The sequence below is a fragment of the Haloarcula sp. H-hyl2 genome (genome assembly GCF_056934385.1).
Genome location: NZ_JBRIIJ010000002.1, coordinates 1169167 through 1182269, shown reverse-complemented (window position 1 = coordinate 1182269; position 13103 = coordinate 1169167). Strand labels below are relative to the sequence as shown.

The following is a 13103-nucleotide window of genomic DNA, read 5'->3' as shown; positions in this document are numbered from 1 at the left end:
GGCTTCCCGTGGATTAGTCGGACACGCCTCGGATACCATCGGGATGATGCCCTCTCGCGGTATCCAAGGCCACGGTCGGGGCGTCCACGGCCCCCGATGCCTGCCGTCGCACCTTCCTGACTTGGGGAAGGCTGTTGAGAGCAGGCACATTCCAGTCTTGATGCATCTCGATACCTTTCATGGCGACGTTGACACTTGCACCTCGGTCGCTGTGGTCTTGATGCTCACAGTCCCGGCACTTGAACCGCTTTTTGTTGCGGTTCGCCCGTTCCGTGTGTCCACAAATCGGACACCGCTGGCTGGTGTACTCTGGATTAATCCATCCAGTCGGAATCCCATCGAAAGCGGCCTTGTACGATGTGTAGTATTGGAGCGCACGGAACGGCAGGTGGTGCAGGCGTCGGTTCATCCGAGTGCCGTAGTCGATACTCTCACGCATCTCTTTGAGGTCTTCAAAGACGATGCACGGTGTCTCGAACTGTTGGCACCACTCCACGATGTACCGACTCACCTTGTGGAGCCGGTCACGGACGAACCGTTCTTCCCGTCCTTCAAGCGTCTCGTGCATACTCGGTTTCTCGGCGTTCTGCACCCGCTTTCGCATCGTAAAGTAGCGGTGGCGCTCGAACTTGATTTCGGGGAAGTCGATAACCAGCGTATCCTCAACGCCATCTGCTGACAGTGCCGACAGTGCCACGTTGTCTTCGTTCACGTCCACGCCGATGACCGTCCAAGAGTCCTGTTTGTCTCGAACAGTCTGCTCGGTATTCGTGACGTTGACGTGCAATTCGGGCGTTCCGTCGTGGAACAGTGCTTCCGCCGTTCCGATGTTCCACTCGTCGCCAGCGAGTGCCGCCCGAAGAATGTCGAGATGGGCGTCGTCACCTTCCAGCACGCCTTTGACGTGCTTGTAGGGTTTCGCGCTGATACGGAACCCGATAGTGCCGTCGTCTCGGAGCGTGAGGTTGTAGCCTTCCTCGTAGTTGGCTCGAAGCGGGTACGCGCCGTCTTTGGTGTGGCTTGGCTGGTTGAAGTCGTCGTACTCGTGGTAATTTTCCATCGCGCCGAGTGCTTTGGCAACGACGCGCTGTGTCGTATTTTTCACGAGGTCGGCGTCGTCGGCTACGCGGTCGGGGATTTCGTCCCAGTCCACGCCCTGCTTGGCGAGACGGATGGTTTCGTTGTACGCCCATCGGGATTCGAGCGTGGCATCTTCCAACAGACTCTCGTTGTCGCTCTCGATGTTCAGTTGGAAATCCAGCGTCTTCACGAGAGTCTGTACGTCAGTCATTCTTCGGATTCGTTGAGCCAGTCTTTGACGAGTCCACGCACGACTTCGGATTTGGTTTTCTCAGCGTCGATGCATTGCTTCGAGAACTCCTTGTATAGCTCGTCCTCGAAGTCAACGGTGAGTCGTTTGGTCATCCGACACGTATTGCTTATTCACTGAAATGCTTAAGTCTTGTCCACGATAGGTGACTATGGGCGAGAAGCGGTCAAACCACACGGTATACAACGTCAACTACCATTTCGTGTGGTGTCCGAAGTACCGACACCCGATACTGGGTGTGATAGAAGAATCGCTGGAATCGAGTTTTCGAGAGGTGTGCGACGAGTACAACTACGAGATACTGTCGTTGCACATCTCACCCGACCACGTACACCTGTTCCTGTCGGCACATCCCAAACACGCACCGAGCGAGATTATACGGACAGTCAAAAGCATTACAGCACGAGAGATGTGGCAACGGCACGAACCGCTGTTACAAGAATACCTGTGGGGCGGCGGCTTTTGGGAAGAATCGTACTACGTGGGGACGGCTGGTGATGTTTCGACCGGCACGATTGAACAGTACATCGAGCGAACGGAACACGTTTAGCGGAGCTTACGGCCTTCACCCTCGGGGTCAAGCCCCGAGGCACTCGGCCTGTTCCGCCTGTAGATCGCTGGCCCGCACCGTACCTAACGAGTTAGGACGACTCGATAATATCCCGTAGGTGGTAGCTATGACTGCGATGAGCAAGAGTCAGTCCCCCGACCGAGCCGAGGAACTCGGTGACATCTTCGTCTCGGTCACCGGCGGCGAATCGGTCACCGAACACCAGGACGACGCCCCGTCCGACCGCGAACTCCGACCGGACGACGAGTTCGATCCCGACGAGGTGGCCGACGGCCTCGACGACGCCGTCGCCGGTTCGGAGACTGGCGATACGAGCGACCCTGCAGCGTGACGAGCCAGTAGTTACTCCTTTGCCATTGGTGTGCGAGCGACCAGACCGGCCGCTCACTCCTCGATTGTCCGTAGAAACGTCTGAAAGAGTCTACGCGGCCGCTTTCTGCAGCGCGTCTTCGAGGTCGTCGGCCTGCGTGACGCCGACGAAGCGCTCGACGATGCCGTCGTCGTTCTCGATGATCAGCGTCGGCAGCGAGCGTACCTGGTATTCGTTGGCGACGTCCTGTTCCTCGTCGACGTTGATCTTCTCGAACTCGACGTCGGTCCACTCCTCTTTGAGTTCGTCAAGGATGGGGTCCTGCGTCTTGCAGGGGCCACACCAGTCCGCGTAGAAGTCCTTGAGTGTAACCGTCATGGTCTCCTCATCATAACCTATGCGACCAGATAAGGGTTATCCATGTGCGACGGTGGAACACGACCGAAGCCGAAAGGCTTACTCCGGGCCACGAGACACTGTGGTGCATGAGCAGTAGCGACAGCGGCGGACTCATGTCCAGTGCCGGCCTCGTCCGGTACTTCGACGCCGAAGACCAGAACACCATCCGTATCGACCCGCGAACCATCGTCGCCTTCGGCGTCCTGTTTGGCGTCCTGATGCTGATCCTGAACGCGACTGCCGTATAACCGACCACCTTTTTCTGCGTCGGGTTCGCGTCGCCGCTTCGCGGCGCGCGAACCGCTCTCTGCTCACGGGCGCTTAGCGCCCGTTCGCACGGTCAGCGGGACCTTCGGTCCCGCTCGACTCGAAAAACGTGGGCGAAAAAGGCCGGAATCTCGGCCGTCGGCCTCGATTCCGGGGTCCTGCGGGAGCACCGCGACCGCAGGGCTCGAAAGACGAGCACAGCGAGTCTTTCGGTGAACCACCTCGCTTCGCTCGCCGGATGCTCACCGCAGTCAAACTCAGGCAGCCCTGCCCGTCCCCGTCTTCGCGCGGGCGCGACTGCCGTCGCGCCACGCGCTCACGGCCACCGCTGTTGGTTCGTGAGAAAGTCGCGACGTTTTTCCGCGCTTACCGCCCACCAGCGGGTATGCACTTCACTCAGCGCGAACAGCACGCGCTCCGCGAGGCCGGCGTCGACCAGGCGACCATCGAAGCGGCCTCGGACGCCGTCGTCGAGGCGACGGTCGACGCGGCCGCCGACCTCGAAGCGTTCTTCGCGGACGCGGAGACGGTCTACTCCGACATGGATCGGGCACACAGCGCCAGCGATATCCAGGAACACACCGTCGAGTACTGTGACCTGTTCACGCACGCGGACGACATCCGGGGGTACCTCCGGTTCGACCGCTGGGGCGTCCCCGTCGAGGGCGGCCGTGTCCTGCGCGACGAGGTCGTCGAGTTGACGCTGGGGCCGACCGTCGACGACCGGGTCCGGTTCGCCCACGACGAGGACGCGCTATGACCGTCAGGGTCAGGGGCATCTACACGACGGCGCTGACCCATCTCTTGAGCGAGGCCGGCGTCGAGGTCGTCCAGGCGTCGGGACCGATTCAGGAGCGGTTCGACACCGAGTTCGCGACCGAGCGGGCCGCCGTGACCGTCGCGACGACCGACGACCGCCAGGGCGTCGGCATCAGCGGGGACGGCGAGACGGCCGCGACCGTCGTCGATATCGTCACCGACGTGGGACGGGACACGCTGTGGTGGACGGACCCGACACCCGAGGGGGCCGTCTACGCCGGCGCGGTGACCGAGACGCTGGGCAGCGGTGCGGTCGTGGACCTCGGTGACGGCGAGGGGTTCCTGCCGTACTCAAACGCCGACGACCGCGTCGAGACCGGCGACCGACTGCGCGTCCAGGTCGTCGAGGCCAGCGCGCCCTGGACGAACGGACGACCCGTACTGTCGACGACCGTCGCCGTCCGCGGATCGCTGCTGTCGCTCGTCCGCGGTGGGAGTGCCGACACCGGCGGCGTCGGCGGCCCGTCGATGCTGGACCTCGTGGCCGCCGACCCCCGCGATGGGTGGGGCGTCGCCTGGGAGCAGGCCAGCGACGACGCCGACTTCGACGCGCTGGCGGACGCACTCTCCGCAGCCAACGACCACGCCGAAACCATCGACGACGCACTCGCAGAGGCTGAATCTCCGGACGAGGTCGCCCCAGAATCCTACTGGGGGGGAGCGGCGACCACGTGGGTCTGGTTCGGCCGCGAGAGCCGGTTCGAACTCGACGACGCGCGGCGGGCGGTGACGACGACGATGGAAGGCCACCACCGGCTGAAAGCAGGTCATCGTACCGCCAGCGCCGCCGTCGACTACGTCGAGGCGCTCTGTGGCGACCCCGGCGGGGAGTTCCCCTTCGCCGTGACGGCCGAGCAGTTCGGCCCACGCGAGGGCGGGTCGCTCTCGATCGGTCACGGCAAGCCCGACGGCCGTCTCATCACGCTGGGTAGTGGCGAGGTCCAGTCCGTCGACCTCGACGGCTCGGTGACCATCGAACGGGGGATGTCCGCGGGCGGCGAGTACGACGCGCTCGGGGTCCCGAAGGAGGCCGGCGACGTCGCCGAGACCACGCTGAAGGAGGGGCGCTGGTGGTACCCGACGACCTACCGGGACAGCGACGGGACCGCCAAGGGGACCTACGTCAACGTCTGTACGCCCGTCGAGATCTTCCCGGATTCGGCCCGCTACGTCGACCTGCACGTCGACGTGGTGCGCCACGCCGACGGGACCGTCGAACGTGTCGACGACGACGAACTCGACGCTGCCGTCGCGGCCGGGACGGTCCCCGAAGAACTGGCAGAACGCGCCCGTGGGGTCGCCGCCGCCGTCGAGAACGCCCTATCGTGAGCGGCGGGCGTACCACGCAGTCAGCCCCAGCGCCGACAGCGCCGCGAGAGGGCCGAAACCGTCACCCGACGCCCCGGAGACCGCCCGGTCGGCTTCAGTCGGCGTCGCCGTGGGTGTGTCCGTCCGTGCCGGAGGGTCCGGGAAAGTGTACAACCCCGGCTGGACCTCGGTGCCGCCGGTCGCGTTCGTGCTCGTGGCCACGTAGCAGTCGCTGGCGCGCTGTGCGGTCCAGAAGGCAGTATCGTCGCTGTCGCGCCAGCCGGCGACCTCGACGGGGTCGGCCGGGTCACTGACGTCGTGGACCCGGACGCCGCCGTTGTACCAGGCCGAATAACATCGGCTACCAGTCAGCTCGAAGTTGTGTGCAGTCGTCAACACGCCACCGGGCGTCGGATCGCTCGTCGGCGGTGGCGCGATGGTCGAGACGTGTCTCGGTTCTGTCGGGTCGGCGATATCGTAGAGGGCGATACCGCTGGGGCCGCCACTGCCGTCGTCGTCGAGGTCCCACGATTCGGCCCCGACCCCGAGCAGCGACGCACTCTCGTCGACGGTGACGAAGTGGTCGTTGCCGGGCGGTTCCGACCGCTCCCTGTCGGCGTCCTCGATGCCCGCCAGCGTCGCCGGCGACCGGCCCCGGATACGCGACAGGAGTGTCGGCGTCGTCGGGTCGGCGACGTCGAGGACCCACGTGCCGGCGTCCCAGTAGGCCAGGTACGCCCGGCCGGCCTGAACCCAGACGTCGTGGAGCGGGCGGAGGCCCGTCGGCACGTCCCCCCAGCGCTCGTCGGCGTCGGTGAGTCGCCACGCCGCCACCTCTCGGCCGGTCTCGGTGTCGACGACGAGCAACGGGTTCCCGTCGCGGCCGTTCGCGGTCAGGTAGGCGTATCGCCCGTCGAAGTCGCAGTTGTGGATCGGCGTCTCGACCAGTGCAGCCCCCACGCGGACGGGTGCCTGACGGTCACTCACGTCGAAGACGACCAGCCCGTGGGCGCCGTCGGCCGGGTGGGCCGGCCCGACGACGAGGAGTCGAGTGCCGACGAGCGCGAGGTCCTGAATCCGCCGGATCGGTCCGGCCTCCGTGTCCGCCAGCAACTCGGTTCGGGTCGCCAGCAGCCGGGGCCGGGTCGGGGTGACGACATCGACCACGGCGACTCCCTCGCCGGTCGCCACGTAGGCTGTGTGTCCGTCGGGACTCGTGATAGTCTCGAACGCGCCCGACAGCGCGAGAAAGCCGAGCGGCCCGTCACCGGTCGGCGTCTCGGCCGGCGGTGTCGTGCCGTCGCCCTCCGGTAGTGGGTGGGCGGCGGCGGACCGGGTCGTGAGACCGACACTGGCGAGGCCGAGAGCCTGCAGGAACGCCCGGCGGTGCATACCCACGCTCGGGGACAGACGGCAAGAAGCGTTGCGGTGGTCTCAGTTGCCCTGGATGGCGTCGATAACCATGGCGGCGGCGATGATGACCTCCTTCGGGACGGAACTGGCGTCGTCGATGGTGATGTCGTAGCGGTCCTTCATCGAGAACTGGCCGTCGATGTTGCCGACGTGGCCGCCGTCGCTGTCGGTGATCTCGTACTTGTGGGGGATCCACTGGCCGAACGGCAGGAAGTGACGCGCGAGCGTGATCGCAGCACCCTGGGAGTCGATCTGGGCGATAACCTCCTCGGTCTGAGCGTCACGGATCCGCCAGGTGTCCTGGAGGATCGAGAAGTCGTTGTCGAGGATGACCAGATCCTCGCCGGTCTGGGAGTCCGTCAGCGTGTAGTTGCCGGCCACGTCGAGCATGCTGCCGGCGTTGACCTCGAAGACGTCGTTGTCGTTCGCGTCGACGAACGGGAACGACTCCTTGGCCTTGAACATCTTCTGTTTCCCACGGAGGACGACGGTGCCGTTCTTGTCCATCGCCTTGTACTTGTTCCGGACGAGACTCTGTTCGACCGTGTAGGTGTCGTCGGTCAGGTCCAGCCCCGAGATGTCGTATTTGCTAGTCGTACTCATATGCTGGAACCTGCACACACAGTTACTTAACAGTGATGGAACTGACAGATGAAAAATATATAGCTAGCAGTACCAGTGGTGTGCCCACGCTGTCACCGCTCGATACCCCTGAACTCGGACCTGGCCCCGTCCGTGTCACGGCCAGTTGATGTCATGCATCGGTAACTTTCTGGACGACGTCCGCGACGAGTAGAACCGACAGGGTTTCACGGCCACCGTCCTTGGGAACCCCATAGATGAGCAAGGACGTCATCGAGGTCCGCGGTGCCGAGGAGCACAACCTCAAGGACGTCGACGTGGAGATTCCCCGCGAGGAACTCACCGTCGTCACGGGGCTGTCGGGATCGGGCAAGTCCTCTCTCGCGTTCGAGACGGTCTACGCGGAGGGCCAGCGACGCTACATCGAGTCGCTGTCGGCCTACGCCCGGAACTTTCTGGGCCAGATGGACAAACCCCAGGTCGAGAACGTCGAGGGGCTCTCGCCGGCCATCTCCATCGACCAGAAGAACGCCGCCAACAACCCCCGGTCGACGGTCGGGACAGTCACCGAACTCCACGACTATCTCCGCCTGCTGTACGCCCGCGTCGGGACACCGCACTGTCCGGAGTGTGGCCGCGAGGTGGGCGAGCAGTCCGCCCAGAACATGGTCTCGCGCATCCTCGAACTTCCCGAGGGGACCCGTCTGAAACTGTGTGCCCCGGTCGTCCGCGACCAGAAGGGCGCCTTCGAGGACCTGTTCGACGACCTCGTCGGCGAGGGGTACTCCCGCGTCGAGGTCGACGGCGAGGAGTTCGATCTGACGCTGGACAGACCGGACCTGGACGAGAACTACGACCACACCGTCGACGTCGTCGTCGACCGCGTGAAGGTCTCGCCCGAGGCCCGGTCGCGCATCACCGACTCCGTCGAGACCGCGCTGGAAGAAGCCGACGGGACGCTGAAGGTCGTCGTCCCGGACCCGCCAGCAGGCGCCAGCGAGGCCCTGGGCGGGTCGACGGCGCGGTCGACCGGCGCACTCGGGGATAGCGAGGCGCAGAGCGCCTCGGATGCGAGCGGGCAGGGCCCGCGAGCCGAGGACCGCCTGGTCGTCGAACTCTCCGAAGATCTGGCCTGTACCCACTGTGGGATCGACATCTCCGAGATCGAGACCCGCTCGTTCTCGTTCAACTCGCCCCACGGCGCCTGCCCGGAGTGTGAGGGGCTGGGCGAGACGAAAGAGGTCAGCGAGGACCTCGTGATCACGGACCCCTCGAAGCCGCTGAAACACGTCTTCGAGCCCTGGAGCTACGACCGGACCTACTACTCCCGGCAACTGGACAACGTCGCCGAGCACTTCGGCGTCTCGCTTTCGACACCGTTCGAAGAACTGGACGAGTCGATCCAGCGGCAGTTCCTCTACGGCACCGACAGTCTCGTCCACTTCGAGTGGCGGACGAAAAACGGGACCCGCGAGAAGACCGAGCGGTTCGAGGGCGTCATCCCGAACCTCGAACGCCGCCACGTCGAGACGGATTCGGACCGCGCCCGCGAGCACATCGAGGAGTTCATGGCGACGACGACCTGCCCGGCCTGCGAGGGCACTCGTCTCAAGGCCGAGTCCCGCGCGGTGCTGGTCGACGGGACCGCCATCACCGAGGTCAACGAGATGTCCATCGGCGACGCGCTGGCCCACTTCGAGGCGATGGAAGCGAACCTCTCGGAGCGGGACACGAAGATCGCCGAGGAGATCCTCAAGGAGATCCGCGCCCGTCTGGGCTTCATGCAGGAGGTCGGGCTGGAGTATCTGACCCTCGACCGCGAAGCGGCGACCCTCTCCGGCGGCGAGAGCCAGCGAATCCGCCTGGCAACACAGATCGGATCCGGACTCGTGGGCGTGCTGTACGTCCTCGACGAACCCTCGATCGGCCTGCATCAGCGGGACAACGACCGCCTGCTCAACACGCTGGAGGAACTGCGCGACCTGGGCAACACGCTGCTCGTGGTCGAACACGACACCGAGACGATGCGCCGGGCCGACAACGTCATCGACATGGGTCCGGGGCCGGGCAAACAGGGCGGCGAGATCGTCGTCAACGGCCCCCAGGAGGAGTTGATAGCCGCCGACGAGTCGATCACGGGCGACTACCTTGCCGGCGAGCGACAGATCCCGGTGCCAGAGGAGCGCCGCGACCCCGACGGCCACCTCACCGTCGAAGGGGCACGCCAGCACAACCTCGCCGATCTGGACGTCGAGTTCCCGCTGGGGACGTTCACCGCCATCACCGGCGTCTCCGGGTCGGGCAAGTCGACCCTGATGCACGACGTGCTCTACAAGGGCCTCGTGCGCCGGATGAACGACACCGACGTCAACCCCGGCGAACACGACGCTATCGAGGGGCTCGACCAGATCGAGACGGTCCGCTTGATCGACCAGTCCCCCATCGGCCGCACGCCCCGGTCGAACCCCGCGACCTACACCAACGTCTTCGACCACATCCGCGAACTGTTCGCCGAGACCAGCCTCTCGAAACAGCGCGGCTACGAGAAGGGGCGGTTCTCGTTCAACGTCAAGGGCGGCCGCTGTGAGGGCTGTGGCGGCCAGGGCACCGTCACCATCGACATGAACTTCCTCTCGGACGTCGAGGTTCCCTGTGAGGACTGCGATGGTGCCCGCTACAACGACGAGACGTTGGACGTCGAGTACAAGGGCGCGACCATCGCCGACGTGCTGGAGATGACCGTCGACGAGGCCTACGACTTCTTCGAGAGCCACAGCGGCATCCGGCGCCGCCTGGAACTCCTGAAGGACGTCGGGCTGGGCTACATGAAACTGGGCCAGCCCTCGACGACGCTCTCGGGCGGGGAGGCCCAGCGAATCAAACTCGCCGAGGAACTGGGCAAGAAGGATTCGGGCGAGACGCTGTATCTGCTGGACGAACCGACGACGGGACTCCACCCCGCAGACGAGCGGAAACTCATCGACGTCCTCCACCGCCTGACCGACGACGGCAACACCGTCGTCGTCATCGAGCACGAACTCGACCTCGTGAAGAACGCCGACCACATTATCGACCTCGGGCCGGAGGGCGGCGAACACGGCGGCCGACTCGTCGCCGAAGGGACCCCCGAAGCGGTCGCCCGGACCGAGGAGTCCCACACCGGCCAGTACCTCCGTGACCTGCTGCCCGGCGTCGACCTGGAGGGGCCACGCGCCGACCGAGACACAGACGAGGTCGCCGCGAAAGCCGACGACGACTGAGTCGACGCCGTCCCAACGCTTTTTGTGACTGTCGACAGACACGGCCCGTATGGCGCAGTCGACGGCCGAGTCGACGCGGAAACGGGGTATCGGTGGGCTGGCCCAGCAGGCGAATCCAGCGTTCGCCGCGGGGGCGGTGGCGATTCCACTGCTCGCGTTCGCCGCGGCACTCGCCAGCGGTCGGATCCGAGCGCTGACATACGTCCACGTGATGGCCGGCGTCCTCTGGACCGGGATCGACCTGTTCATGGGGCTGGTGCTGGGGCCGGTCCTGGGCGGGCAGGAACCGGAACAGCGCGCGTCGTTCTTCCAGTCGTTCACGCCGAAGATGACGTTCCTGATGCCGGCACTGGCGACGGTGACGATCACCGGGGGGATCATCCTGGCACTGCGGCTCGGGAAGTTCCCGAACGCCGACCCGTGGCTGGCGCTGATGACCGCGGCGACGACCATCCCGGTCGTCCTGCTGATCGGCTCCCAGTTCGACGCCCTGGCCGACCCGAAGACGCTCGTCGCGCTCGCCGCCGCCGTCGTCGGGTCGGGCCTGTACCTCTGGACCGCCTTGCCCGAGTTCGCGATGACCTCCTGGTGGATCGTCGCCGCGCTGGCCATCGTGACGCTGCTCTCCATCCAGGGCTTCGGCGTCATCCTGCCCGGCGAGGTGCGGATCTACCGCCAGGTCGTCTCCGAGAACCCCGACGTGGATCTCATCTCCGAGATCGGGATGCGAAACGCCCGCCTGGGCGGCCTCCAGGGACTGCTCCAGTTGGCTATCGTCTTCGTGATGGTCGGCCTGCGGTGGGCGTGAGACTGCCGCAGGCAGAAAGCATATTTTCGCGTCGTGACTGGGTAGTAAGGTATGCCCGACCCTGAAGCCGACGACGTACTGGAGGAACTGGCGAGTCTCCCGACAGTTGCACACCCGACGGCGTCCCCGGACGGCAGCGAGGTGGCGTTCTACTACGACGCCAGCGGCCGCAACGAACTGCACGTCCTCGACGTCGAGAGCGGCGAGCATACACAGTGGAGCGACGGCGAGGTCCCCCGGAACGCCCGCTGGTTCGTCGAGTGGAGCGCCGACGGCGACCGCGTCTACTTCCATCTGGACGACGACGGCAACGAACAGAACGACATCTACGCCATCGACCGCGACGGCACGGTCGAACCCGTCGTCGAACTCCCCGGCCAGACCGTCCTCGCGGACGTCGGGGAGGACGGCGAGACCCTCCTGGTCGGATCGACCCGCGACGGGCAGATGAACCTCTACAGCCACGATCTGGCGAGCGGCGAGACGACCAAGCTCACCGACTACGACCGGGCAGTCCACGGCGGCCTCCTCTCGCCCGACGGGGACCGGATGGCCTACACGACAAACGAGTCCGACGACTTCGACAATCTGGACGTCTACGTCGCCGACACCGACGGGAGCGACGCTCGGAACCTCGAAATCGGGACGACCGGCGCGGAGGCGACGCCCGTCGACTGGGGGCCCGAGGGCGAGCGCCTGCTCGTCTCGGACAACAGCGCCGATCTGACCCGTAGCGGTGTCTACGACCTCGACACAGACGAGGTCACCTGGTTCGGCGGCGACAGCGAGGAGGAGCCCGCCTTCGTCATGCCCGACGGCGAGCGCTTCCTCGCGGTCCGGACCCGCGAGGCCGCCAAGATGCCCGTCGTCTACGATATCGACGCCGGCGAGTCCCGCGAACTCGATCTCCCGGAGGGCGTCGCCGGGTTCGGCCTGGCCGGCGACGCCGTGCTCGCCGACGACCGCGTCCTGCTGACCCACACGACGCCGACCGACCGCCCGGACCTGCTGGCGTACGACCTCTCGACCGACGAGACCGAGACGCTCGTGGCCGCCGAGTACGGGCCGTTCTCGCCGGCGGACTTCGCCGACGCCGAGTATCTCACCTTCGAGTCCGACGGCGTCCCCGAGACGCCACAGGCGGCCGTCGAGCACGATCCCTACGATACCCTGGAGATCGGCGGCCTGCTGTACGACTCGGGCGAGCGGCCCTCGCCGCTGATCGTCAACCCCCACGGTGGCCCCCGCGGGATGGACGACAAGGCGTTCGACCTCTACACGCAGTTCCTGGTCCAGCAGGGCTTCTCCGTGCTCCAGGTGAACTACCGGGGGTCGACCGGCCGGGGCCGCTCGTTCGTCCGCGAACTGTACGACGACTGGGGCGGTGCCGAGCAAGGTGACGTCGCGACCGGTGCCGAGTACGTCCTCTCGGAGTACGACTGGCTCGACGCGGACCGCGTGGCCGTCTTCGGCGGTTCCTACGGCGGCTACTCGGCGTACTGGCAGCTGGTCCAGTATCCGAACCTCTACGACGCCGGTGTCGCCTGGATCGGCCTGACCGACCTCGAGGAGATGTACGAGACGACGATGCCCCACTACCGGACCGAGTTGCTGGAGAAGAACATCGGGACCCCCGAGGAGAACGGCGACCTCTACCGCGAGCGCTCGCCCATCGAGTACGTCGAGAACCTCGCGGCGCCGCTGTTCATGCTCCACGGCGTCAACGACCGCCGAGTCCCCGTCTCGCAAGCCCGCCTGTTCCGGGACGCGCTAGACGACTTCGGGTATACCGAAGACGAAGAAGGTGATTACGAATACACGGAACTCGGCAAGGAGGGCCACGCCTCCTCGGACATCGACCAGAAGATCCGGCTGTTCCGCCTGCTGGCGGACTTCCTCGACCGACGACTCGGCGTCGCGGCCGCCGTCGCCGAGGACTGAGACGGCGGCCTGTCACTGGACACCGGTGATCGGCCGACTGTGTGTCGGCGATCCCGGTTCGAGACGACAGGACTCCGTCTGTGGCGGACCGCCGG

Annotated in this window: 13 protein-coding genes; 8 read left to right on the top strand and 5 right to left on the bottom strand. The window is 65.6% G+C overall.

Features of this window, described 5'->3' with window-relative positions:
* Positions 1 to 13 precede the first annotated feature (13 nt).
* Both Hhyl2_RS15875 and Hhyl2_RS15870 read right to left on the bottom strand, forming a co-directional pair.
* Positions 14 to 1291: an RNA-guided endonuclease InsQ/TnpB family protein gene (locus Hhyl2_RS15875; RefSeq protein ID WP_483551740.1), complete on the bottom strand. Its 1278-nt coding sequence runs from the start codon at positions 1289 to 1291 to the stop codon at positions 14 to 16.
* A complete protein-coding gene (locus Hhyl2_RS15870) occupies positions 1288 to 1425 on the bottom strand; it encodes a plasmid partition protein ParG (protein ID WP_008525922.1) in 138 nt (45 codons plus the stop codon). Before Hhyl2_RS15870 ends, Hhyl2_RS15875 begins: the two co-directional genes overlap by 4 nt.
* Before the next feature lie 56 nt (positions 1426 to 1481).
* On the opposite strand from Hhyl2_RS15870, the gene tnpA reads away from it, so the two are divergent.
* A complete protein-coding gene (gene tnpA, locus Hhyl2_RS15865) occupies positions 1482 to 1880 on the top strand; it encodes an IS200/IS605 family transposase (RefSeq protein ID WP_483551739.1) in 399 nt (132 codons plus the stop codon).
* A gap of 136 nt (positions 1881 to 2016) precedes the next feature.
* Positions 2017 to 2232, top strand: coding sequence for a hypothetical protein (locus tag Hhyl2_RS15860; RefSeq protein ID WP_483551738.1), 216 nt, complete (start codon positions 2017 to 2019; stop codon positions 2230 to 2232).
* 90 nt (positions 2233 to 2322) lie between these two features.
* Here the strand turns inward: Hhyl2_RS15860 and Hhyl2_RS15855 are convergent, their stop codons facing one another.
* On the bottom strand, positions 2323 to 2589 hold the full coding sequence (locus Hhyl2_RS15855) for a thioredoxin domain-containing protein (protein WP_483551737.1): 267 nt from the start codon (positions 2587 to 2589) through the stop codon (positions 2323 to 2325).
* Between the two features lie 107 nt (positions 2590 to 2696).
* Between Hhyl2_RS15855 and Hhyl2_RS15850 the strand changes: the two genes are divergently transcribed.
* From Hhyl2_RS15850 to Hhyl2_RS15840, 3 genes are all read left to right on the top strand, one after another.
* Positions 2697 to 2858, top strand: a complete 162-nt coding sequence (locus tag Hhyl2_RS15850; protein ID WP_483551736.1) for a preprotein translocase subunit Sec61beta — start codon at positions 2697 to 2699, stop codon at positions 2856 to 2858.
* A gap of 404 nt (positions 2859 to 3262) precedes the next feature.
* Complete coding sequence (locus Hhyl2_RS15845; protein WP_483551735.1) at positions 3263 to 3637, top strand: DUF7532 family protein; 375 nt, start codon at positions 3263 to 3265, stop codon at positions 3635 to 3637.
* A complete protein-coding gene (locus Hhyl2_RS15840) occupies positions 3634 to 5025 on the top strand; it encodes a ribonuclease FAU-1 family protein (protein ID WP_483551734.1) in 1392 nt (463 codons plus the stop codon). The genes Hhyl2_RS15845 and Hhyl2_RS15840 overlap by 4 nt, the downstream gene beginning before the upstream one ends.
* Here the strand turns inward: Hhyl2_RS15840 and Hhyl2_RS15835 are convergent.
* Complete coding sequence (locus tag Hhyl2_RS15835) at positions 5017 to 6396, bottom strand: LVIVD repeat-containing protein (RefSeq protein WP_483551733.1); 1380 nt, start codon at positions 6394 to 6396, stop codon at positions 5017 to 5019. The genes Hhyl2_RS15840 and Hhyl2_RS15835 overlap by 9 nt on opposite strands.
* 42 nt (positions 6397 to 6438) lie before the next feature.
* A complete protein-coding gene (locus Hhyl2_RS15830) occupies positions 6439 to 7020 on the bottom strand; it encodes an LURP-one-related/scramblase family protein (protein ID WP_483551732.1) in 582 nt (193 codons plus the stop codon).
* 236 nt (positions 7021 to 7256) lie between these two features.
* Between Hhyl2_RS15830 and uvrA the strand changes: the two genes are divergently transcribed.
* Genes uvrA through Hhyl2_RS15815 form a run of 3 tightly spaced genes read left to right on the top strand, consistent with a single transcriptional unit; the run spans position 7257 to position 13008 of the window.
* Positions 7257 to 10259, top strand: a complete 3003-nt coding sequence (gene uvrA, locus Hhyl2_RS15825) for an excinuclease ABC subunit UvrA (RefSeq protein ID WP_483551731.1) — start codon at positions 7257 to 7259, stop codon at positions 10257 to 10259.
* A 49-nt stretch (positions 10260 to 10308) separates the two neighbouring features.
* Positions 10309 to 11067, top strand: a complete 759-nt coding sequence (locus Hhyl2_RS15820) for a hypothetical protein (RefSeq protein WP_483551730.1) — start codon at positions 10309 to 10311, stop codon at positions 11065 to 11067.
* A 51-nt stretch (positions 11068 to 11118) separates the two neighbouring features.
* Positions 11119 to 13008 (top strand): S9 family peptidase, encoded by a 1890-nt coding sequence (locus Hhyl2_RS15815; protein WP_483551729.1) that lies wholly within the window; start codon positions 11119 to 11121, stop codon positions 13006 to 13008.
* Positions 13009 to 13103 lie beyond the last annotated feature (95 nt).

Excerpts from the sequence above, each read along its gene's own strand:
- Hhyl2_RS15850 (WP_483551736.1), top strand. The coding sequence starts at position 2,697 with ATGAGCAGTAGCGACAGCGGCGGACTCATGTCCAGTGCCGGCCTCGTC.
- Hhyl2_RS15820 (WP_483551730.1), top strand. The coding sequence starts at position 10,309 with ATGGCGCAGTCGACGGCCGAGTCGACGCGGAAACGGGGTATCGGTGGG.
- Hhyl2_RS15870 (WP_008525922.1), bottom strand. The coding sequence starts at position 1,425 with ATGACCAAACGACTCACCGTTGACTTCGAGGACGAGCTATACAAGGAG.
- uvrA (WP_483551731.1), top strand. The coding sequence starts at position 7,257 with ATGAGCAAGGACGTCATCGAGGTCCGCGGTGCCGAGGAGCACAACCTC.
- Hhyl2_RS15830 (WP_483551732.1), bottom strand. The coding sequence starts at position 7,020 with ATGAGTACGACTAGCAAATACGACATCTCGGGGCTGGACCTGACCGAC.
- tnpA (WP_483551739.1), top strand. The coding sequence starts at position 1,482 with ATGGGCGAGAAGCGGTCAAACCACACGGTATACAACGTCAACTACCAT.
- Hhyl2_RS15815 (WP_483551729.1), top strand. The coding sequence starts at position 11,119 with ATGCCCGACCCTGAAGCCGACGACGTACTGGAGGAACTGGCGAGTCTC.
- Hhyl2_RS15835 (WP_483551733.1), bottom strand. The coding sequence starts at position 6,396 with ATGCACCGCCGGGCGTTCCTGCAGGCTCTCGGCCTCGCCAGTGTCGGT.
- Hhyl2_RS15855 (WP_483551737.1), bottom strand. The coding sequence starts at position 2,589 with ATGACGGTTACACTCAAGGACTTCTACGCGGACTGGTGTGGCCCCTGC.
- Hhyl2_RS15875 (WP_483551740.1), bottom strand. The coding sequence starts at position 1,291 with ATGACTGACGTACAGACTCTCGTGAAGACGCTGGATTTCCAACTGAAC.
- Hhyl2_RS15845 (WP_483551735.1), top strand. The coding sequence starts at position 3,263 with ATGCACTTCACTCAGCGCGAACAGCACGCGCTCCGCGAGGCCGGCGTC.
- Hhyl2_RS15860 (WP_483551738.1), top strand. The coding sequence starts at position 2,017 with ATGAGCAAGAGTCAGTCCCCCGACCGAGCCGAGGAACTCGGTGACATC.
- Hhyl2_RS15840 (WP_483551734.1), top strand. The coding sequence starts at position 3,634 with ATGACCGTCAGGGTCAGGGGCATCTACACGACGGCGCTGACCCATCTC.